The organism is Thiorhodococcus minor (assembly GCF_010820565.1).
GTDB classification, from domain to species: domain Bacteria; phylum Pseudomonadota; class Gammaproteobacteria; order Chromatiales; family Chromatiaceae; genus Thiorhodococcus; species Thiorhodococcus minor.
The window spans coordinates 1-21,246 of sequence record NZ_JAAIJQ010000077.1 but is presented as its reverse complement, the minus strand read 5'-3'; the positions used below and the strand labels follow the sequence as shown (position 1 = coordinate 21,246).

Annotated in this window: 20 protein-coding genes; 16 read left to right on the top strand and 4 right to left on the bottom strand. The window is 66.9% G+C overall.

Translation table 11 applies throughout. The features are described 5' to 3' along the window. The first annotated feature begins 4 nt into the window (after positions 1 to 4). The 16 genes from G3446_RS20260 (at position 5) to G3446_RS28765 (ending at position 17,475) form a co-directional block, all read left to right on the top strand. Entirely contained in the window at positions 5 to 385 is a 381-nt protein-coding gene (locus tag G3446_RS20260) for a response regulator (protein ID WP_164454721.1), read from the top strand. Next, the gene (locus tag G3446_RS20255; protein WP_164454720.1) at positions 382 to 909 is read left to right on the top strand and encodes a chemotaxis protein CheW; all 528 of its coding nucleotides are present in this window, start codon (positions 382 to 384) and stop codon (positions 907 to 909) included. Before G3446_RS20260 ends, G3446_RS20255 begins: the two co-directional genes overlap by 4 nt. 203 nt (positions 910 to 1,112) lie before the next feature. Further along, the gene (locus tag G3446_RS20250) at positions 1,113 to 2,930 is read left to right on the top strand and encodes a methyl-accepting chemotaxis protein (protein WP_164454719.1); all 1,818 of its coding nucleotides are present in this window, start codon (positions 1,113 to 1,115) and stop codon (positions 2,928 to 2,930) included. Positions 2,931 to 2,943: 13 nt separating this feature from the next. Beyond that, positions 2,944 to 6,498, top strand: coding sequence for a hybrid sensor histidine kinase/response regulator (locus G3446_RS20240; protein ID WP_209262531.1), 3,555 nt, complete (start codon positions 2,944 to 2,946; stop codon positions 6,496 to 6,498). A gap of 12 nt (positions 6,499 to 6,510) precedes the next feature. Next, positions 6,511 to 7,161, top strand: a complete 651-nt coding sequence (locus G3446_RS20235) for a COG4315 family predicted lipoprotein (RefSeq protein ID WP_164454716.1) — start codon at positions 6,511 to 6,513, stop codon at positions 7,159 to 7,161. 45 nt (positions 7,162 to 7,206) lie between these two features. Beyond that, positions 7,207 to 7,971: a bacteriorhodopsin gene (locus tag G3446_RS20230; protein WP_164454715.1), complete on the top strand. Its 765-nt coding sequence runs from the start codon at positions 7,207 to 7,209 to the stop codon at positions 7,969 to 7,971. Positions 7,972 to 8,177: 206 nt separating this feature from the next. Beyond that, positions 8,178 to 8,522: a phenylpyruvate tautomerase MIF-related protein gene (locus G3446_RS20225; protein WP_164454714.1), complete on the top strand. Its 345-nt coding sequence runs from the start codon at positions 8,178 to 8,180 to the stop codon at positions 8,520 to 8,522. 134 nt (positions 8,523 to 8,656) lie between these two features. Continuing rightward, positions 8,657 to 9,790 carry an alanine dehydrogenase gene (ald, locus tag G3446_RS20220; protein WP_164454713.1) on the top strand — a complete coding sequence of 378 codons (1,134 nt, stop codon included), beginning with the start codon at positions 8,657 to 8,659 and terminating at the stop codon, positions 9,788 to 9,790. Between the two features lie 183 nt (positions 9,791 to 9,973). Continuing rightward, positions 9,974 to 11,119: a 4Fe-4S dicluster domain-containing protein gene (locus G3446_RS20215; protein ID WP_164454712.1), complete on the top strand. Its 1,146-nt coding sequence runs from the start codon at positions 9,974 to 9,976 to the stop codon at positions 11,117 to 11,119. Then, the gene (locus G3446_RS20210; protein WP_209262530.1) at positions 11,120 to 11,662 is read left to right on the top strand and encodes a cyclic nucleotide-binding domain-containing protein; all 543 of its coding nucleotides are present in this window, start codon (positions 11,120 to 11,122) and stop codon (positions 11,660 to 11,662) included. It abuts the gene before it with no gap. Between the two features lies 1 nt (position 11,663). Further along, positions 11,664 to 12,530, top strand: a complete 867-nt coding sequence (locus tag G3446_RS20205) for an FAD/NAD(P)-binding protein (RefSeq protein ID WP_209262529.1) — start codon at positions 11,664 to 11,666, stop codon at positions 12,528 to 12,530. A gap of 2 nt (positions 12,531 to 12,532) precedes the next feature. Next, positions 12,533 to 13,306 (top strand): NADH-quinone oxidoreductase subunit B family protein, encoded by a 774-nt coding sequence (locus G3446_RS20200; RefSeq protein WP_164454711.1) that lies wholly within the window; start codon positions 12,533 to 12,535, stop codon positions 13,304 to 13,306. After that, the gene (locus tag G3446_RS20195; protein WP_164454710.1) at positions 13,299 to 14,609 is read left to right on the top strand and encodes a Ni/Fe hydrogenase subunit alpha; all 1,311 of its coding nucleotides are present in this window, start codon (positions 13,299 to 13,301) and stop codon (positions 14,607 to 14,609) included. The genes G3446_RS20200 and G3446_RS20195 overlap by 8 nt, the downstream gene beginning before the upstream one ends. Beyond that, complete coding sequence (locus tag G3446_RS20190) at positions 14,602 to 15,093, top strand: hydrogenase maturation protease (protein WP_164454709.1); 492 nt, start codon at positions 14,602 to 14,604, stop codon at positions 15,091 to 15,093. Before G3446_RS20195 ends, G3446_RS20190 begins: the two co-directional genes overlap by 8 nt. Positions 15,094 to 15,443: 350 nt before the next feature. Beyond that, positions 15,444 to 16,139, top strand: a complete 696-nt coding sequence (locus tag G3446_RS20185) for a fasciclin domain-containing protein (RefSeq protein ID WP_245232621.1) — start codon at positions 15,444 to 15,446, stop codon at positions 16,137 to 16,139. Between the two features lie 577 nt (positions 16,140 to 16,716). Beyond that, on the top strand, positions 16,717 to 17,475 hold the full coding sequence (locus G3446_RS28765) for a PDZ domain-containing protein (RefSeq protein ID WP_164454708.1): 759 nt from the start codon (positions 16,717 to 16,719) through the stop codon (positions 17,473 to 17,475). A 468-nt stretch (positions 17,476 to 17,943) separates the two neighbouring features. On the opposite strand, the gene G3446_RS20175 is transcribed toward G3446_RS28765, so the two are convergent. From G3446_RS20175 to G3446_RS20160, 4 genes are all read right to left on the bottom strand, one after another. Beyond that, the gene (locus tag G3446_RS20175) at positions 17,944 to 18,918 is read right to left on the bottom strand and encodes a phosphate-starvation-inducible PsiE family protein (RefSeq protein ID WP_164454707.1); all 975 of its coding nucleotides are present in this window, start codon (positions 18,916 to 18,918) and stop codon (positions 17,944 to 17,946) included. After that, positions 18,885 to 20,132: an efflux RND transporter permease subunit gene (locus G3446_RS20170; protein WP_164454706.1), complete on the bottom strand. Its 1,248-nt coding sequence runs from the start codon at positions 20,130 to 20,132 to the stop codon at positions 18,885 to 18,887. The genes G3446_RS20175 and G3446_RS20170 overlap by 34 nt, the downstream gene beginning before the upstream one ends. Positions 20,133 to 20,228: 96 nt before the next feature. Beyond that, positions 20,229 to 20,762 carry an RND family efflux transporter gene (locus tag G3446_RS20165; protein WP_164454705.1) on the bottom strand — a complete coding sequence of 178 codons (534 nt, stop codon included), beginning with the start codon at positions 20,760 to 20,762 and terminating at the stop codon, positions 20,229 to 20,231. Positions 20,763 to 20,779: 17 nt separating this feature from the next. Beyond that, complete coding sequence (locus tag G3446_RS20160; protein WP_342450164.1) at positions 20,780 to 21,103, bottom strand: hypothetical protein; 324 nt, start codon at positions 21,101 to 21,103, stop codon at positions 20,780 to 20,782. Positions 21,104 to 21,246 lie beyond the last annotated feature (143 nt).

The window sequence follows — 21,246 nt, the reverse complement described above, 5'->3', positions numbered from 1 at the left end:
TTCCATGGCTAAGCTACTCATCGTCGACGATTCCGCGACCGAGCGCGACTTCCTGAGAGACATGCTGGTCAAGGCGGGTCATGTCGTGGTGGCGGCAGCTTCCGGGCGCGAGGGCGTTGAGGCCGCGAAGCGTGAGCGTCCCGATCTCATCTTCATGGACATCGTGATGGACGATGTCGACGGCTACCACGCCACCCGCACGCTCAAAGAGGACCCAGAGACATCGGCCATTCCTGTGGTGGTCGTCAGCAGCAAGAACCAGAAGGCGGACAAGATGTGGGCTCAGCTCCAGGGCGCGAAGGCCTATGTCGTCAAGCCCTGTACGCCCGAGGCGGTGCTCAAGCACGTCGATGAGCTCGCGGGCGGGGGTGGGGCAGCCGCATGAGTCTCGTCCCGGCCAGCCAAGCTGCTTCGCGGCTCGCGCATCCCGCCGGCCTGCGCTGGCTGTCACAGCCGCTCGAGGGCGAGGATGGCGAGCAGGCGGCGGCCATTGCCCATGCCTTCAGGATCGGGGAGCGCTGGCTCCTGATCCCCATGGATCTTCCGGCGGAGGTCTCGCCCGTCATGGCCAGCGCCAAGCTGCCCTTCACCAAGCCTTGGTGCCCGGGGCTGGCGAACTTTCGCGGCGAGCTGGTCCCTGTCTACGACCTGAGCATGCTCTTCGAGGGGGTCGCCGCAGGCGGGCTCTTCCTCATCTTGGGACCCCGCGACGCACGAGCCTGTCTGCGGATCGATGAGATCACCGTGATCACGGTGCCGGCGGACCTGGCCCCCGAGCCACTGGTCGCTTTACCCAATTTGCCGGATGAGCTTGTCTGCCTCGGCCTGAGCCTGGAAGGCAGGACTTACATCCAGCTCGACCTCGGCGGCCTGCTGGGCCTGCTCGCTCAGCGCGCCAGTCTGCTCTGAACGGACGCTGATCCCGTGCCTTCCGGGCATGCGATCAGCCCGCGACTCGAGAGCGCGAGCATCGAGCCGCTCGATTTTCAAGGGCCTCAGGTACCTGAAGAGACGGGGTTACGCCATGACCCGGACAGGAAACGCGATCAATCAGCGATGCCCCAAGCCGGCGCTCTCTCGTTGGCCAGCGCTATCTCGTTGAAGGACTTCACATGAAACTGACCGATCTCACCATCTCAGCCAAGCTCACCATTGCGACCACCGCCCTGGTGCTCATGGTCTTCGCGCTCGTCTCAGGCGCCATCCTCTGGGGACTCTACGGCCTCTCCGAGGAGCGCGATCAGGTCGCCCAAAGCCTCAGTGCCGGCTCCGAGGGTGAGGTTGCCAGCCTGCTGCAGCAGAAGACCATCCATTCGATCGAGACGGCCGGCGCGCTGCTCGCCGACATTGCTGGCCGGGTCGAGGATCCGGGCGCGGACGCCCGGCTCGCCTCGCTGGTCGCACTGACCGAGCAGGACCCGGAGATCGCGGCGGTCGACATCCAAGACAACGACGGCGCGAGCCTCCTGGGTGAGTCGGACGCCATCGAAGGCAGCTTCCGCGAGTTTCCGATCGAGCGCGACGGCCAGCAGATCGGCAAGGTCGTGGTCGGGCTGACCCAAGGCTTCGAGCCGGCGGCGGTCGCCTATCTCGAGGCGCGTCTCTCCGAGGCTCTGGCCAGCGGCGGCGATCAGCGCGAGATCACTATGGCGCTGGTCATCGCCCTGCTCATCCTCAGCGCGCTGCTGATCGGCGCCGTCATCTATCTGTCGATCGGGCAGCTCTCCAAGCGCTTCATCCTGAGCCCGGCCGAGCGCATTCGCGACGCCCTGCACGGCATGGAAAAGCGCCGCGACTTCTCCGCGCGGCTGGCCCCGGGCGCCGACGACGAGCTGGGCCGCACCGTGCTGGCCTTCAACCAGGGCATCGACTTCCTCGAGCGCCAGAACGACCAGCTCAACGAATCCATCATCGAGATGCTGCAGGTCGGCGCCGACATCAGTATGAAGCGTGACCTGACCATCCGGGTGCCGGTCAAAGAAGACATCACGGGTCCCCTGCGCGACGCACTCAACCAGATCACCTCCGAGAGCGCCCGCGTCCTGGTCAAGGTCCGCGAGATCGCCGAGCACGTCCGGACGGCGGCGACTCAGGTCCAGGCCCAGGGCACGCGGGTCGTCGAGGTGGCCGCAACCGAGCGCGAGGTCATCGAGCAGGCGGCGAACGACCTCGCCGAGGCGGTCGACGCCATCAACGGCATCGCCGAGCTGGCGCGCTTCTGCAACGAATCCGCCGAGCATGCCTCCGAGTCCACGGACCAGGCCCTGGCCTCGGTGAAGGACGCCGTCGAGGGGATGTCGAAGATCCGCAGCACTATCCAGGAGACCGGCAAGCGCATCAAACGCCTTGGCGAGCGCTCGCAGGAGATCAGCGGCATCGTCGACATCATCAACAGCTTCTCCGAGCGGACCCACGTGCTCGCCATCAACGCCGCCATGCAGGCCGCCACGGCCGGCGAGGCCGGGCGCGGCTTCGCCGTGGTCGCGCAGGAGGTCCAGCGTCTGGCGGACAGCTCGCGGAGCGCCACCAGTCAGATCGAGACCCTGATCGCCAACATCCAGGTGGAGACCCAGGACAGCATCCAGACCGTCAACGAGGCGACCGAGGCCGTGGGCACCGAGTCCCGCACCATCGAGAGCGCCGGCGAGCTGATGCTGGCGACCCAGCAGACGACCGCCAACCTCGCCGAGGCGGTACGCCAGATCGACGGCCGCGCTCAGGCCCAGGTGGAGGCCAACCGCGCCCTCATGGAGCGCGTCGACTCCATGCGCGCCAGCACCGTGGAGACCACGGATCAGCTCGATCACCAGACCGACGAGACCAACAAGCTCGTAGACGACTCCAAGAGTCTGCTCGAGGCCATTGCGCTCTTCCGTCTGCCGGCCCCGGCCCCCGCCCCGTCCAAGACCCAAGCCTTGAGCGAAGCCTAGGAGCACAGCCGTCATGAGCTCCGGCGCGATCGCCGAGGTCTTTTCAAGCGCGGTTCCCGCTCTGCAGCAGGCTGTCGAGCTTGCGGGGGATTGCTCCGCGCCCAGCGACGACCGCCTGGAGGCGGCGAACGACTTTGCCGAGACTCTGGCGGAGCTGTGGCCGCTGCTGGAGGCGCAGGGCGAGCATGTCGTCGAGCTGCTCGGATCGATCGACATGGCGGTCGCCGGTCTGCCTGAGCAGGCCGAGAATGGCAATGCCGAGGCAGCCGTGCATATGCTCGAGCTGCTGGCGCTGCTCGAGGCCCATTTCGAGGCGCCCGACGACGTCGAGGTCATCGAGGCCTTGCTCGAGCTGGCGACCTCAGAGACCTTGGAGGCGCCGCTGAGCCCGGAGGCGGCCGCCCTTTGGCTGGAGCTGCAGGATGCTGCCGATGCGGCTGCCGACGAGGCCTCAGTCGTTCAGACTGCTGCCGAGCCCGAGCCCGAGCCCGAGCCCGAGCCCGAGCCCGAGCCCGAGCCCGAGCCCGAGCCGGAGCCCGAGCCGGAGCCGGAAGTCGAGGCTGACGTGGCTTCGGTCGCTGAGTCCGAAGCCGACCAAGAGGCCGTCACCGCGACGCTGCTCGAGGAAGCCCCCGCCTCGGACCTGTCCGGGCCGGCGGCCGAGCCCGGCGTGGACGCGGGTGCGGCCTCCGAGGATCTCAGCGAGGAGGCCGTCGAGCTGCTCGCCATCCTCGCCTCCGCGGTCGAGGAGATGGGCGATGAGCTCGCCGCCCGTATCGAGGACATTGCCCACACCGGTGAGCCGGAGTGCCGCCACGACGCCGCGCTCGCCGCTCAGGAGATCCTGGTGTGTCTGGCCGATGCCTCGTCTCAGGCCGGCTTCCTCGCCTTCTCGAGTGTCTGCGCCAGTCTCGGCTACAAGATCGCTGCCATGCCCGCCGAGACGGCCTGGGCGCAGGCGCATGTCGAAGCGCTAAGGCAGCTCCCAGAGCGTGTCCAGGCATACTTGTTCGATCCCCTCGCGGAGCTCACCCGTGAAGCACTCGTCGAGCTCCTGGCGCTGCCTCATTGGACCGAGCCGACCACGCAGGGAGACGCGGCGGAGCTGGTAGCCGGACTCTTCCGCGAGCCGCTCTCACTGGAGACGGAGAAGGGGCCTCTGCGCCCCGAGCAGATCGAGGCGGAGGATCTCGCGCTCGACCTTGCCGAGGACATCGATGCGGCAGTGGTCGCGAGCTTCCGTCGCGAAGGGCCGGACCTCACCAACCAGCTCGCGATCGTGCTGCAGAAGGTGATCGACGGCGCCGGTGGCGAGGATGATCTGCGGCACGCGCAGCGCTTGGCGCACACCATCAAGGGCTCGGCCAACGTCTGCGGCGTGCGCGCCATTGCGGTGCTCGGCCACCACCTGGAGGACCTGCTCGAATTCCTGACCGACGAAGAGCTTAAGCCCGGCCCCAGCCTCGGGGATAGTCTGGCCGCGGGCGCCGATGGGCTGGCCATCATGTTCGACGTGCTCAACGGCGTCGAGGCCTATGACCCGGACGCCTTCCAGGCAATCATGCAGGAGGTCCTCGACTGGGCCAATCGCATCGATCGCGAAGGCAAGGCGGCGCTTGCCGATGCCGCGCCAGCGGTCGAGATCACGCCGGTCGAGACTCCGCCGGAGACAGAGGCCGAGCCGGGAGCGGACCGCGCACCTGAGGTCGCCGCCGAGCCGGCCGCTCAGACAGCGCCCGCAAGCGAGACCGACCAGGACGAGGCCTATCTCCAGGTACCTGCACGCACGGTCGAGGAGCTGCTGCGTCTCGTCGGTGAGCTCTCCATGGCCCTCTCCCAATCCGAGGAGCAGCTCGGTCGGGCCCAGCGTACCCTGCGCGAGGCCAGCGAGCTGGATCGCCGCAATCTGCTGCACATCGCCGAGCTCGAAAAGCTGGTCGACCTGCGCGGTCTGGGGACCCGCGGCGGACAGCACAGCTCGGCGGAGCTCGAGGAGCGGTTCGACCCCATCGAGCTCGAGCAGTACAACGAGATGTACATCAACACGCGTCGCCTCAACGAAGGCGTGAGCGACGTGCGCGAGCTGACACAGACATTGGATGGCACGCTCAGGTCCATGACCGAGCTGTCGCTGCAGCAGGTCAAGCTCAGTCAGCAGCTGCGCCAGCTCACCATGGGCACGCGGCTGGTGGCGGTCAGCAGCGTGGTGCCCCGGCTGCAGCGTGCCGTGCGCCAGACCTGCCGCACCACGGGCAAGCAGGCCGAGCTTCGCGTCCAAGGCAGCGACGTTCGGATCGACGGCGATCTACTCGATCGGCTCATGCCGGCCATGATGCACATGGTCCGCAACGCGGTCGATCACGGCATCGAGTCGCCCGAGGAGCGCGAGGCGGCGGGCAAGCCGCGACAGGGCCGCATGGAGGTCTGCTTCAAGCAGCTCGGCGATCAGGTGGAAGTGACCCTCAGCGATGACGGGCGGGGCTTGAGCCTCGAGCGCATTCGGGCCAAGGCGATCGACAAGGGCCTGATCGACGACGGCGCCGACCTCACGGATCAGGAGCTGGCGATGCTGACCATGCGCGCCGGCTTCTCGACGCGCGACCAAGTGACCCAGATCTCCGGGCGTGGTGTCGGCATGGATGTGGTCGCGAGCACCATTCGATCGTTGAACGGCACCCTTGAGCTGGACACCGAGCCTGGCCAAGGCTACCGCTTCACCGCCAGGATGCCAGCGTCCATGCTGGCGCTCTATTGCCTGCTGGTGCAGTGCAACGAGCAGCTGCTCGCCATCCCCGCGAACGAGGTGCGGCTGGCGGTCCTCTCGGACGAGGGCAGCGTCGAGGAGACCCGTGACGGCTGGATCTTCGAGCATGAGGAAGGCCGCTTCCCACTCACCCAGCTCAACAAGCTCATGGGGCTGCCGGGGCGCGATCCGGATTGCCGTCGGCAGGTCGTTCTGCTGATGAATACCGAGGTCGGCGAGCAGGCGGTCATGGTCGACGCCCTGCTGGAAGGTCGCGAGCTGGTCGTGATGCGGCTCAGCCCGCTGGTGCCGCGCATTCCTGGGCTTCTCTCGGCCTCCATCCTCGGCGACGGCCGCGTCGTGCCCATCGTGGAGCTGCGCGCGCTGATTCGCGTGGCCTCGGGTGCCGACCTCTCGCATTTGGCCGCACAGGATGCGGGCGAGGAGGTCAGGCCGCCGACCGTGCTCATCGTCGACGACTCTCTCTCCATGCGGCGCCTGCTCTCGCGCCTCGCCGAAGACGGCGGCTTCCGTCCCCTGACCGCGCGCGATGGGATGGAGGCGATCCAGACGCTGACGCGCGACGCCGTGGACGTCCTGCTGGTCGACATGGAGATGCCGCAGATGAATGGCCTCGAGCTGACCGCGCACCTGCGCTCCAAGCCCGAGACCGCCAGCCTGCCCATCGCCATGATCACCTCCCGCTCCACCGAGAAGCACAGGCGCCAGGCCTTGCAGGCCGGTGTCGACGAATATTTCGTCAAGCCATACCGGGAAGACGACGTCCTGGATTTTCTTCAACAGGCACTCGAGCAGGTGTCTTGAATGGACAGAAAGATGCGTATCCTGATCACGACCCTGCTGGCCCTGTCATTCGCGTCGGCCGCCCAGGCCGAGCAGGCGAAGCAGCAGCCGGCTCAAGGCTATTACTACTACCCACAGCCCAGCTTCTACGGGGGCTATGCGCCCTACGGCTATCAGGCGCCCGGCTATCGGACCGCGCAGCCTAAGGCGCCGACCGCCAAGACACCAGCCAAGGCGAAAGCTGCGGAGGCGGCGACCGCAAAACAGGCCGAGCCGGCGAAAGCCGAGGCAGCTGTCGCCCATGCGGCGGTCGATCCGGAGCGCTATCCCGTTGCCGAGCCCGAGGCGATCGAGGCCGCTTCCGGCAGCTTCAGGGTGGAAGAGGGGCGATTCGGGCCCGTGCTTGCGGACGCCGAAGGTCGCACGCTCTACGTGGCTTTTCCGCAGCCGCGTGGAGCAACCCCCTGCGATCCGAGCTGCGCCAATCTCTGGCGGCCCTATCTGGCCGGCGCCATGGCGTCTGCCAATGGTCTTTTCGCCCTCGTCCAGCGCGAGAGCGGCTCCCGGCAGTGGAGCTATGACGGTCGCCCACTCTATCAATGGCTGGGCGACCAGGATGCCGGCGAGGTCACGGGCGACGGTGTCGACGGGACCTGGTTCGCCATACGCATCCGCCGCGGCTGACGGAATCACGCGACTGACTTTGGGCTCTGATCGGGAACCGATGCCATGACGACGCTTTTCAATCTGACTTACTTCTCCTTTCTGGCCTGCGGCCTGGCGGCCATCCTCGCCGTGGTCTATTTCGTGATTCAGGCCCCCAAGCTGAACGGACGGCTGCGTCTGCTGGCGCTGCTGAACATCATTGTCTGCGCCGCCTCCAGCGTGCTGCACCTCTACTTCTTCACGCGGCTGCAGCCGATCGCCGCAGGCGCCGCGGGCGTGAACGAGATGGCCGCAGCCATTGGCGAGCTGCCGCTCATCGTGCGCTACGGCTACTGGCTGGCGACCACTGCCATGCTCATCGTCATGTTTCCGCTGCTCATGGGCATCGAGCGCGTCGGCGCGGCCTTCGCCGTGAAACTCATCCTGATCGATGCCGCCATGATCTCGACCGGCTATCTCGGCGAGCGCTCGACCCTGGCCGGCGACGGCGTCAGCTTGACCGCCCTGACATGGTTCACCATCAGCGGCATGCTCTGGATGTACATGACCTTCTCCATCTTCCAGGTCCTGCGCCGCCTGCCGAGCGAGGAGCTGATCCCGGCCCAGCGTGACGCCCTCATCTACATGTTCTTCTTCTTCCTGATCGGCTGGGCGATCTTCCCGGCCGGCTTCTTCTACGCCATGGTGTTCGACTCCGGCGTCGGTGTGGTGCTGCGCGAGTTCACCGTCAACGTCGGCGACATCGTCAACAAGGTCCTCTGGGGCTTCCTGGTCGTCTACGCCGCACGCGAGATCTCCAAGTCCCTGCGCGCAGAAGACATGGCCTAGCAGGTAGGGCGGACGAGCGTCGTAGGGTGGACGAGCCTAAGCGAAGTCCACCGAGCCCCGCGCCTGCATTGGCGTTGGTGGACTGCGCTGTGCTTGTCCACCCTACGCCTAGGTTTGTCTAGCCTTCCTGATTGCCGCTTCGCGGCTCACATTCCCGACGCTGGGATTATCATCCGGCCCATCCGCAACCCCATGGAGACGCCAAGATGCCCACGCTCCGGATCACCACCAACGCCCAGGTCTCGGATGCCGACCGCGGCGACTTCCTCGCCAAGGCATCCCGAACCGTCGCCGAGATGCTCGGCAAGCCCGAGTCCTATGTAATGATCCTGCTCGAGGACGGCCGCGACATGCTGTTCGCCGGCAGCGACGCGCCGACTGCCTATCTCGAGCTTAAGAGCCTGGGATTGCCCGAGTCCAAGTCGGCCGATTTCTCAAGCACGCTCTGCGGCCTGCTCGGCGAGAGGCTGGGCATCCCGGCCGGACGCATCTACATCGAATTCGCCGCGCCGCAGCGGCACCTCTTCGGCTGGAACGGCGGGACCTTCTGATCCCAAGGGGCGCCCGATCCCACTCTGGCCTCGCCGCGCGGTGAAACACGCATCGCCTACCCCCAGGTTCTGAGCAGCGGGATCAGGGTGCCCGGCCGGGCACGCAGCCCGCTTAGTCTCCGGAGGGCTTGAGGATGAAGGTCGGTGTTCCACGCGAGATCAAGAGCAACGAGTACCGGGTCGGTCTGACACCGGCCGCGGTGAAGGAGGTCATCACCCATGGGCACCGGGTGCTCGTCGAGACCCAGGCGGGCGCGGCCATCGGCTTCTGCGACGAGGAGTACCTGGCGGCCGGCGCCGACATTCTGGGCTCCGCCGACGAGGTCTTCGCCCGCGCCGAGCTCATCGTCAAGGTCAAGGAGCCCCTGGCGGTGGAGCGCGCGCGGCTGAGTGAGCACCACAGCCTCTTCGCCTTTCTCCATCTCGCCCCAGACCCAGAGCAGACGCGGGAGCTGATGGCGAGCGGCGCGCTCTGCATCGCCTACGAGACCGTGACGGACGATGCGGGCCGGCTCCCCCTGCTCGCGCCCATGTCCGAGGTCGCGGGCCGCATGTCCATCCAGGCCGGCGCGCACTGTTTGGAAAAGGAAGAAGGCGGGCGCGGGGTGCTGTTGGGGGGCGTGCCGGGCGTCGAGCCCGGCCTGGTCACCATCATCGGCGCCGGTGTCGTGGGGCGGAATGCCCTTGCCATGGCGGTTGGTCTGGGCGCTGATGTCACCGTGCTCGATCGCGACGTCAATGCCCTGCGCGCCATCGACGAGCGCTACGGCAACCGTGCTCGCACCTCGCTGGCAACGGCACACGCCCTGGAGGAGTGCGTGCTGCGGGCAGACCTGGTTGTCGGCGCCGTGCTCGTGCCCGGAGCCGCCGCGCCCAAGCTGGTGTCGCGTGAACTGGTCGGGCGCATGAAGACGGGCGCCGTGCTGGTCGACGTCTCCATCGACCAGGGCGGCTGCTTCGAGACCTCCCATCCGACCACCCACCAGGAGCCGACCTTCGAGGTCGACGGCGTTGTGCACTACTGCGTTGCCAATATGCCGGGCGCGGTCGCCCGCACCTCCACCCTGGCGCTCAACAATGTCACCCTGCCCTATGTCCTCGTCCTGGCCGACAAGGGCACCAAGACGGCCTTGCTCGAAGATTCTCACCTGCTCGATGGCCTGAACGTCGCGCGCGGGCACCTCTGCCGCAAGGAGGTCGCGGAGGCCCAGGGGCTGGAGTATCGGCCGGCCCGCGATGTCTTGGAGCAGATGGTCTCCGGCCACTAGCGGTCGGAGTGTCGCCCTCCAGGGCGACACAAGGGCTCAGGGCGGGTCGGACGGGGCTTCGACTTGTCCGGCAAGCGTGCTCGCGCACTGCTAGATTTAGGGTTGAAGCGATCGCGTGCCGGAGCACGCGACCATCTACCACCGCCCAGCGGAGCCGTATCAGGGCCGTTTCCGGTGTGAAGCATGCCCGACACCCTGCTGATCTCGACCGAGGCGCTGCAAGGCCTCCTCGACGCGCTGATCGCCAAGGGCTACCAGCCGGTGGGTCCGCGGCTGGAGCGCGGCGCCATCGTCTATGAGACGCTGAGCGCGGCCTCCGATCTCCCTCGGGGCTATCTCGACGAGCAGGGCGGGGGGCATTACCGCCTCTCCAAAGCAGATCCGAGCAGCCCGGAGACGGCCGGCATCTTCCGCTACGCCGTCGGTCCGCAGAGCTGGAAAGGTTTCCTCTTCCCGTCACGCCAGTCACTGTGGCGCGCCCGTCGCACGGAGACCGGATTCGCCTTCGAGCCGGAAACCGACGACGCTCCTGCTTACGCATTCCTCGGTGCGCGCCCTTGCGAGCTGGCGGCGATGCGTATCCAGGACCGGGTCTTCCAGGAAGGTCCCTATGTCGATCGCGGCTATGCCGAGCGCCGGGCGCGCGCCTTCGTCGTCGCGGTCAACTGTACCCGCGCCGGGGGCACCTGCTTCTGCGCCTCCATGGGCACAGGGCCGCGGGCCGAGGACGGCTTCGACCTCTGCCTGACCGAGCTGTTGGACGCAGACGACCACGCCTTCCTCGTCGAGATCGGCAGTGCCTCTGGCCGCGCCTTGATGGAGCTGGTCAGGCACCGCACGGCGACGCCGGAGGAGATCGAGCGCGGACGGCGGGCGATTACGGACGCCGCCGAGCAGATGGGACGCAGGATGCCGCCGGATGCTGCCGCCATCCTGGCGAGCAATCCCGAGCACCCGCGCTGGGATCAGGTCGCGCAACGCTGCCTGAGCTGCGCCAACTGCACCCTGGTCTGCCCCACCTGCTTCTGCTCCAGGGTGGAGGACACGACCAGCCTGGACGGCGTGGAAGCGGCGCGGCACCGCCAGTGGGACTCCTGCTTCACCCTGGACTTCAGCTACATCCACGGTGGCCCCGTGCGGCGCGAGACGGCGGCCCGTTATCGCCATTGGATCACCCACAAGCTCAGCACCTGGCATGCCCAGTTCGGCACCTCCGGCTGCACCGGCTGCGGCCGCTGTATCACCTGGTGTCCGGTGGGGATCGACATCACCGAAGAGGTCGCCGCCATCCAGGCCACGGAGCGAGCCGAGCCGCTAGGAGATGAGTAGATGACACAGATCGAAGGTCTCGAGCGTCTGCTGGCGGAGCACCCCTTCTTCCGCGACATGAGCCAGCGGGCGCGCGACCTCATCGCCGGCTGTGCCGCCAACCGCGTCTTTCACGACGGCGAGCGTCTCCTGCGCGAGGGCGATCAGGCCGATGTCTTCTATCTGGTGCGCCACGGCGCCGTGGCGGTGGAGGTGCAGGCGCCCGGCCGCAAGCCACTGGTGCTCGAGACCCTGGGTGACGGCGAGGTCCTTGGCTGGTCCTGGCTGGTCCCGCCCTATCGGGTCCAGTTCGACGGCCGGGCGGTCGGGCTAGTGCGTGCGCTGGCCATGGATGCCAAGTGTCTGCGGGGCAAGTGCGCGAAAGACCCTGCGCTGGGCTATGAGTTTCTCAGTCACTTCGTGGGTGTGATGGCGGAGCGTCTCACGGCGGCGCGGCTGCAGATGCTCGATATCTACGGTCATCCGGGCGACTACATGGAGATGTCGCAGGGGCTGACCGGAGAAGACTCCGCGCCGGCCAAGCCGAGCCCGACCGGGGGATGACATGACTCAGGCCGCACCAGGGCTCGCCTGGAATCCCATGATCGCCGACGCCATGCTGCCGGCGCGCTATCGGGTCGATGCCATCCGGCGCGAGCTGACGGGTGTCTTCACCCTCGCCCTCGTGCCCGTCGACGGGGGCGACGCCCTGACCTTCGCCCCCGGGCAGTACAACATGCTCTATCAGTTCGGCGTCGGCGAGGTCCCGATCAGCCTGAGTGGGGATCCCGCGTGTCCCAGACCCCTGGTTCACACCATTCGTGCCGTCGGGACGGTCACCAATGCCCTTCAGCACCTCGCCTCGGGGCACATGGTGGGGCTGCGTGGCCCCTTCGGGACCCATTGGCCTGCCGAGGCCGCGCAGGGCGCCGACTTGGTCATCATGGCCGGCGGGATCGGGCTCGCGCCGCTGCGTCCGCTCATCTACCAGGTGCTGGCCAACCGCAAGCGCTATGGCGCGGTCTGCATCTTCTATGGCGCGCGTACGCCGGACGAGATCCTTTATCGCGACGAGCTGGAGCAGTGGCGCAGCCGCTTCGACCTGACCGTCGAAGTGACCGTGGACCGTGCGGGTCCGGACTGGCTGGGCCGTGTCGGCGTCGTCACCCGTCTGCTGGCCGCCAAGGGCTTCTCGCCGCCGGACACCATCGCCTGCCTCTGCGGACCCGAGATCATGATGCGCTACGCCGTGCTGGCGCTGCGCGATCAAGGCGTCGGCCCGGAGCGCATCTATGTCTCCCTGGAGCGCAACATGCAATGCGGGCTCGGCTTCTGCGGTCACTGCCAGTTCGGCGCGTCCTTCGTCTGTCGCGACGGGCCCGTCTTCCGCTTCGACGGCATCGCCAAGCGCTTCGACATCCGGGAGATCTGACCATGGCCTCCAGGCGCCCCAAGCTCGCGGTGTGGAAATTCTCGTCCTGCGACGGCTGTCAGCTCAGCCTCCTGGCCTGCGAGGACGAGCTGCTGGCAATCGCCGACGCGGTCGAGATCGCCTACTTCCTGGAGGCCAGTCGCGCCGAGGTCGCCGGTCCCTACGACATCTCCCTGGTCGAGGGCTCCATCACCACGCCCCAAGAGGCCGAGCGCATCCGCCGCGTGCGGGCCCAGTCGCGCATGCTCATCACCATCGGCGCCTGCGCGACCACGGGCGGCATCCAGGCGCTCAAGAACCTGCGGCCGCTGGACGACCTGGTCCGCGCCGTCTATGCCCATCCCGAGTACATCGACAGCCTGGCGACCTCGACGCCCGTGCTCGACCACGTGCGGGTGGACTTCGAGCTGCACGGTTGCCCGATCAACAAATACCAGCTCCTGGAGGTGCTGAGCGCCACCCTCAACGGCCGCAGGCCCAATGTGCCGACCTATAGCCAGTGCATCGAGTGCAAGCTCAGTGGCACGGTTTGCGTCATGGTGAGTCAGGGCAAGGCCTGTCTCGGGCCGGTGACCCAGGCCGGCTGCGGCAACCTCTGCCCGACTTGCGACCGCGGCTGTTTCGGCTGCTTCGGTCCGGTCGAGACCGCCAATACCCAGGCCCTGAGCGCGCGGCTCAAGGCGCTGGGTATGGACCAGCGTGAGCTGCAGCACTACTACCGCCTCTTCACCAACAACGCCCCCGCCTTCCGGGAAGCGAGCGAGACCCATGACTGAGTCAGCCCAGACCGGCACCCGTGTCATCCAGGTCGACGCCTTGGCCCGCGTCGAGGGCGAGGGCGCGCTCTACCTCAAGGTCAAGGACGGCGCCATCGAGGATCTGAAATTCCGCATCTATGAGCCGCCCCGTTTCTTCGAGGCCCTGCTGGAGGGGCGCGACTTCAGCGATGCGCCGGACATCACCGCCCGCATCTGCGGCATCTGTCCCATGGCCTATCTGCTCAGCGCCTGCCAGGCCATGGAGGACGCGGCGGGCGTCAGCGTCACAGGTCCGCTGCGGGACCTGCGCCGGCTTGCCTATTGCGGCGAATGGATCGAGAGCCATGTGCTGCACGCCTTCCTGCTGCATGCGCCGGACTTTCTTGGCCACCAAGACGCCATCGCCCTCGCCAAGGACCACCCCGAGGCCGTGCGCAAGGCGCTGGCGCTCAAGAAGGCCGGCAATGCCATCCTGGAGGTGATCGGCGGGCGTGCCGTTCATCCGGTCAACTTCCGGGTCGGCGGACTCCACAGTGTGCCGCGTCGCTCTGCCATCGAGGGACTGGAGGCCATGCTTGCCTCCAGCTTGGAGACGGCCATCGAGCTGACCCGCTTCACCGCCGGACTGACCTTCCCGGACTTCGAGGACGACTACCTCAGCGTTTCCCTGCGCCACCCGGACGAGTACGCCATCCACGAGGGCCGCATCGTCAGCAGCGCTGGGCTGGACATCCCGGTGAGCGCATTCGAGGAGCACTTCACCGAGGAGCACGTCGACCACTCGAACGCCCTGCAGGGCCTGAGCAAGACCAGCGCGACGCCCTATCTGGTCGGACCGGTCGCCCGCTACAACAACAACCAGGACCAGCTCAGCCCGCTGGCGCGGGAGCTCGCCGCCGAGATCGGCCTGGGCGAGCAGGTCACCAATCCCTTCCGGTCGATCCAGGTGCGGATGATCGAGACGGTTTATGCCTTCGAGGAGGCGTTGCGCCTGGTCCGCGCCTATGAGGAGCCGGAGGTGGCGGCGGTGCCTGTCCAGCCCAAGTCCACGCGCGGCGCCGGCTGCACCGAGGCCCCGCGCGGCATCTGCTACCACAGCTACGACCTCGATGCGGAAGGCCGCATCCTCACCGCGCGCATCGTGCCCCCCACCTCCCAGAACCAGCGCCGCATCGAGCGCGACCTGCGCGGCGTCGCCGAGCGCCATCTCAGCCTCCCCGACGCGGAGCTGCAATGGGTCTGCGAGCAGGCCATTCGCAACTACGACCCCTGCATCTCCTGCGCCACCCACTTCCTCAAGCTGACCGTCGAGCGTGTCTGAGCCCCCGAGCCTGCTGATCCAGTGCATCGGCAACCGCCTGCGCGGCGACGACGGCGCCGGCCCGGCCGTCGCCGACCGGCTGCGTGACCTGGGTCTGGGCGATCACGTCCGCGAATACTGGGGCGAAGGCACCGAGCTGATGCAGGATTGGGAGGGCAGGGAGCGCGTCATCGTCGTGGATGCCTCCCGCTCGGGCGCGCCGCCGGGGACGCTTCACATCCTCGACGCCAATGCCGGGGAGCTTCCGCGCGACCTGCGGCTCGCGAGCAGCCATCGACTTGGACTGGCCGAGGTCATCGAGCTAGCGCGGATGCTCGACTTGCTGCCGAAGGATTTGAAGGTCCACGCCATCGAGGGCGAAGGCTACGCGCCTGGGGAGGGCCTGAGCCTTTTTGTTGAGCGTGCTGCCCTTCAGCTCGCTGATCAGCTCCGCGGCGAAGCGATGCGCCATGGCGCGCAAAATGCCTCGGCAGCGCGAGACTGAATGGCGACCACTCGGCGCGCTATCAGACGCGCTGTCCTAAGCTGACGATACGAAGCCTGATTCTGTGCTTCCGCTGAGCCCGGAAACCAGAAAGCCCGGCCTCCAGGGCAATCGCATCAAAATATTAGCGACTGCTACTGGGTGATATCGATAGGGTCGGCAATATTCGGAGCCCGTGTTTGCTGATGATGTGCTGCCGCCGATGCCTGAGATGACCTTGGACCGCTCTCTGATGACGCATTTTGCCCCGCTGGCCTTGTAAACGGGTGGCGTGAACAGATTTTGTCCACGTGCGGACTGGGCAGTACCCGCTGCAACGCCCCCTTCTGAATCTTGTAGAGGATATCGACATGTCATTTCACAAAGAGACCTTCGCGACCGCTGTTGTTCTGACCCTCGGCCTTAATACTGGCGCCGTTCTAGAGGCCTCGGCTGGTGATGGCTGCACGCGGAAGCAGGCTGCCCTGCATGAAGGTCCCAGCCCCGAACGAGCCATGTCAGGTCAACAGGCCGCGTATCACGACGGCCGCGCCTTCGACTGGGGATCGATGAGTCATGCCGCGTCTCTTCGGCCTGCGGCATACTGGAGCGGCCAGGATCCCTGGCTCGTAAAGACCGGGATGGCGAGGGCGGTTGGCGCGGAATCAGGCGACATCGTCGACGTTGCCGTCGCCGCTGGCAGCTTCGACACGCTGGTCGCCGCTGTGAAGGCGGCGGATCTGGTCGAGACGCTCAAGGGCGAGGGTCCATTTACGGTCTTCGCTCCCACCGATGACGCGTTCGCGAAGATCCCGAAGGCAGATCTCGACGCGTTGCTTGCGGACAAAGAGGCGTTGACCGCGGTACTGACCTACCATGTTGTGCCGGGCAAGGTCATGGCCGCAGACGTCGCGGGCCTGGAGAGCGCGATGACCGTGCAAGGTAGTCGCATCGCGGTCGACACCAGCAACGGGGTGAAAGTGGACGATGCGATGGTCATCAAGACGGATATCGCGGCGAGCAATGGCGTCATCCATGTCATCGACACTGTGATTACGCCGAAGTAAGCCTGGGATACGACGCTGGGCTGGGCGAAGCCCGAGGACTCGAGTCAAGCCAGCAGGATGCGCAATGGTCTTGTTTCCCGTCAGCGCCATGGACGGCGCGCCGTCTTCGAGCGCCGGCTCATGGGCTCGCCGGGCGGTACCAACGGCGGCAGCTCATTCCAGATCTGAGAATCGACGGCGCGAAGTGCGGTAGGACATGCAAGGCTCCTGTCCCATCGTTCGATTCGCCGGGCCGGAATCTCTCGGCGACCGTACGACACCCGCAATTCCGTTCTATCCTCGCTCTTTAGGCGTTTCGGTCAGCTCGCCAGAATCGACGCAATTCGGTCGCTCGAAAACAATCATTCAGCGTTCGGTTGGCCGTGACTCGGACAAGCCGCCAGTTGCCAGTGATCGACCTGTCCGGAATCCATCAAGAGCCTTGCAAACGATGCCGAAGCTCAAGACCCCGATCATACCCACGTTGACCTTCCTCGCTGGTCTCACCACGGGAGCACTCGTATTTTCGGCGCCACCTCAGCCTGCGCCATCGGCGCCGGTGGTCGAGTCCGAGGCAGGGCCCTCGGACCTGATGTCGGTGAGCACCACCGAGACTGAGGAGTCCGCACCGCCCGAAGGGACATCGGAGGAGGCAGCGCCGGCTGCGGAGCTAACGCCCCCTGAGCCATCGCCCGGTCTGGTCGCGCGCGTCGACGACCTCGCCGCTGGCTGGGGCCGAATGCAGGCGGAGCTAGCCGAGCTGCACCAGCGTGTCGGTCAGCTGGAGCAGCGCCCGGCCGTAGCGGCCAATGACGGGCCAGAGGAGCGCCGCGCGGCGCTCGCCCGCACCACCGAGCAGCAGCGCGATGCCCTGGTCAAGGCAGGTGTCGCCGTCGACGTGGCCGAAGACATCCTCTGGCGCCGTGCCCAGGTCTCGCTGGAGCGCCTGTATACGCGCGACCGCGCCGCCCGGGAGGGCTGGCTGAATACCGATCGCTATCAGGAGGAGCTGAGCCGGATCAACGAACAGCGGGTGTCGTTGCGAGACGAGGTCGGGACCGAGGTTTATGATCGCTACTTGTTCGAGACCGGTGAGGACAATCGCATCCTCGTGGATTCAGTGATACCCGGATCGGCCGGTGACGAAAGCGGAATGCTCCCCGGCGACGTCATCGAGCGCTACGGCGATGAGCCGATTCTCGGCTTCCGCGATCTGCGCGGCGCGACGACTGAAGGCGAGCCCGGCGAGCTGGTACCGGTGCAAGTGCGCCGAGCCGGCGGTATGGTCGAGCTCTTGCTGCCTCGTGGACCGATTGGGATCCGGCTGGATTCAACCCGCGTCGAGCCGAAGGGCTGAGTCGGGCGGGGTATGTGGTAGCGGAGCTACGCACCGTGACCGCCGCAGTCGAACCTCTGCCCAGCGCTCGATTGGACCGCCTGATCGCGCCGCATAGGCGAGCAGCACCGGGTGACGCAGTCGGAGGGCGACCATTCCCGCCACCGTAGAAATCGCCAGCAGGAGGGCAGTCTCGGCAAAGGGCTCGATGGTCATGGCGCATTGCTCGATTGGTGAAGCTCGGATTATGCCAAATCGACGGACAGCCCGGCCGGTGTTCCATCTGCGTGAGGCGAGAAATCACCGACAAACGGCCTGATGCTGTATCAATCAATCACCGGTGACTCGACCATGCAGGCCCGGTAGCACGAGCTCGACGCCGCTTGCGCCTGGCGGTGCCGCTCAAGACGGCGGCTCGCTGGCCGCCTCGCCCGAATCGGTTGAAAGGCTGGGTGACCGAAGCGGCACTCGCGCGCTGCCCCGCCTCACTCAGTCGCGCTCCAACCGTTTGATCAGATAAAAGCCTCCAATCAGCGTGGCCAGCAACGCGGCGAGCCCCAGCATGTAGAGCGCGGGGTCACCTTTGCTCTCGGTGTCGAGCACGACGACCTTGCGCGTTAGCGCCGTGATCGCGATCAACAGCATGATCTCGACATGCACCGATTTATCCATCATGTACATATAGATACTGGCCATGAGCTCGACCGCGATCAGGACCACCAAGAACATGCCGAAGACCTCAAAGAGCTGATCCTGATCGAGCAGCGGTGGGCCACCGGAGCTGGTCAGGTCCTGGTAGAGCACCACGCACAGCGCGACCACGGCCTCCACTGCGACCGCCGAAATCAACACCAGCAGGACCAGGGCTAGCTTCTTCTCGAACCAGTGGAAGACTCGATCGGCGCGCGCATGTGCGCGCTGAGGCGACGCGGGGCCATCGGGCTCGCCAAGACTTGTCCGTTGGCTCGCGTGCGATGGGGGCGGCTGTCCCTGCGCCCGTTCGCCATGCACTGGAATGACGCGCGCCACTGCGCCGGCCTGCTCGAAGGCGGCATGCAGGCGCGCCGCCGTGGCTCCGTCGACCCCGCGCTTGACGGTGACGGGAGCCCCGCTGAAGAGCTCGGCGATGCCCCTGTCCGACAGACCGAGCCGGGTTTGCAGATCGGCGCGCGCCTTGGCGGGATCCGTTCCGGCCCTCAGCTCGCCGGCAAACTCGATGTTGAAGCAGATTTTGCTCATAGGCGTCAGGAGTTGCGCTCGCGCGATGTTGCCTGGATCGACCCGAGTATAAGTCCACCCGCACCCAGCGATGCTTCGGAAACGCCCGCCGCCGTTTTTAGCACGGCGCTCGATGCACCCGCTCATCCTGGCTGGTTCGGAATCACGGCCTGCGGGATCAGGTCGAGCCGCGCATGCCGCAGGATCGTCGTTCAGGAGTTCACCAGATACTGGAAGGACGAACACACCTGACCGAAGGCTCGGCACAGCTTAGACCTCAGGAGTGCGACGTAGGCCCCCTTGCCGCGCTTGCCCACCTTTCTGGTTCCCCTTAGCGATCCGCCTGGCGACCTCGCTCGACTCTGCAACGTTCCGACTCGGGGACCGGGCCTGCCGCGGCGCAGCGCCGCGTCGCGGCTCGTGCCCTCCTCGAGGCGGCGCTCGAAGTCCTCGGCGACGACGATGCCGTCGACCACGAGCAGGCCGAGCGCGATCGCGAGCGTCGCGAGGCTCATCCGTTGCAATGCCAGCTCGAAGAGACCCATGACCGCCGGGACGATCGCGCCGACGAGGAGCCCGGTACGCACACCCAAGAACAGAATGACGACGAGCAGCACGATGGCCAGCGTCTGCAGCACGTTTGCGGTGACACCATAGACGGCCTTGGCCACCTGATCGGCTTGAAAGGTCATGATCTCGAGCCGGTAGCCGATCGGCAGCGATGCTTCGATTTGCTCGAGCGTCTCGTCGACGGCGTGACCATAGTCGAGGACACTCGAGCCCGAGCGCATCGATACGGCGAAGACGATCACGGGCCGGCCGTTGCAGTAGGCCGGACGCTCGGGCGGGTCCACAGGAGCGCGGCGGACCTCGGCGATGTCGCGCAGCGCGATCACGCCGTGCCCGCCAGGCAAGGTCACGAGCGCTTCACCGACCTCCTCGGCATCGTTGAACTGCCCCCTGGGGTCGACGAGCATGCCCCGCGCGCCGGTGTCGACAATGCCGCCGGGGTGAAAGGTATTCTGACGGCGCAGCATCTCGGCCAGGCTTGCGTCGCGAATCTCGATGAAGATTCGCTCCGACTGGACGCCGAGCAAATCGACCCGCTTGGTCCCGGGGACGGCATAGAGGCGGCCGCGCACGTACTCGGCGATATCGAGGCGCTCCTGCCAGGGGGAGTCCTCGGCCAGCAGCACGACGGTCACGACGGTGACGTCTCCAAAGTCGGTGCAGATCCGCGGCGCCGGGGTCCCCGCGGGCAGATCGGCGCGGGCGGCGGCGACCTTCTGACGCAGCTTGTCCCAGATCTGGTCCAGCTCGAACAGGCTCGGATAGACCTCAGTATGGATGATCGAGGTCCCCGGCATCGACACGGAGCGGATCTCCGCTATCTCGGGCACGCGGCGTGCCGCGTCTTCGAAAGGGCGGATGATCAGACGCTCGACACGCTCGGCCGACAAGCACGGATAACTCGGTCGTGATAACGGCCGCGCGAATGGCGATGTCGGGGTCTTCGCGCGTCGGGAGGGCGAACTAGCTGCGCGCGCCGAAGGCCATCAGCGCGAGGAGCAGCAGGCCGACGACGGGGCGGTGATGTCCTCGCGGGCCCGGGCCATAGCGAGCCGCGCCCGCGCGGTGTCGAGCGCCGCATCGAAGGCCGCCGTCGAGGCCAAGTCTCGCTTATGGAGCTCGCGCTGGCGCGTGAAGGCCCGTTCCGCTTCGTGCAGGCTGGCCTCGGCCTCGGCCTCGGCCGCCTCGCTGGCCCGCTCTTGACGGACCAGCTCGTAGCTGCGCGGGTCCAGCCGTGCCAGGATCTCGCCGGACGCGAACCGCTCCCCCACCTCGACGTCGAGCGTTGCGATCCGACCGGGCACCTCGAAGCTGAGCGACGCCCGCTGCACGGTTCTGACGACCCCGGACAGGCTCTGCCCCGCAGCCCGCTCTGCGGGTCGCACCTCGGCCCAGGCGGTCGGGCGCGGTGCGGTCTCGATGGGCGGCGCGGGCTCACTGCAGCCGGCCAGTCCGAGGGTCAGCAGGCCCATCAGCAAGCCGGCCTGGTATCCGGCCGCCGGCTGCATTGGGGCCGCCAACCCGCCCGCTCTTGAAGTCAGTCGCTCACGGATCGCTCGATCACCGCGGAGCAGTTCTTGATGCTCCCAAAGCCCCAGCCGGCGCGATTGTCGCTGCGCACCGCGACGATTTGCCCGTCCTCGACCGCGAAGTCGAAGACGCACGCGCGGTCCTCGGCATCGGGTGCCGGCGCGCCGATCAGCAGGCCGTCCGGACCGCGGGCCTGCGCGGAGGAATAGGCGTAGGACTGCCGCGGAACGCCCGCGGACGTCTCGAACGCCCTGACGGACAGGGGCTCGCCGACGCAGCGCGAGAGGACCGCGACGTCCTTGCCGACGAGCTCGTGCTTGGCGGTCCGCACCGCTGCCAGATGCGGCGCGCCACACCCCGTCAAGGGGTGCGACCAGAACTGATGCGGGGGTCTAAGCTTGAGTTTCCCTTCAGTTTTCTACGCCGAGGCACCCCATGGACCGATTCGATGAGAGCGACGCCACGCTGTTGCGG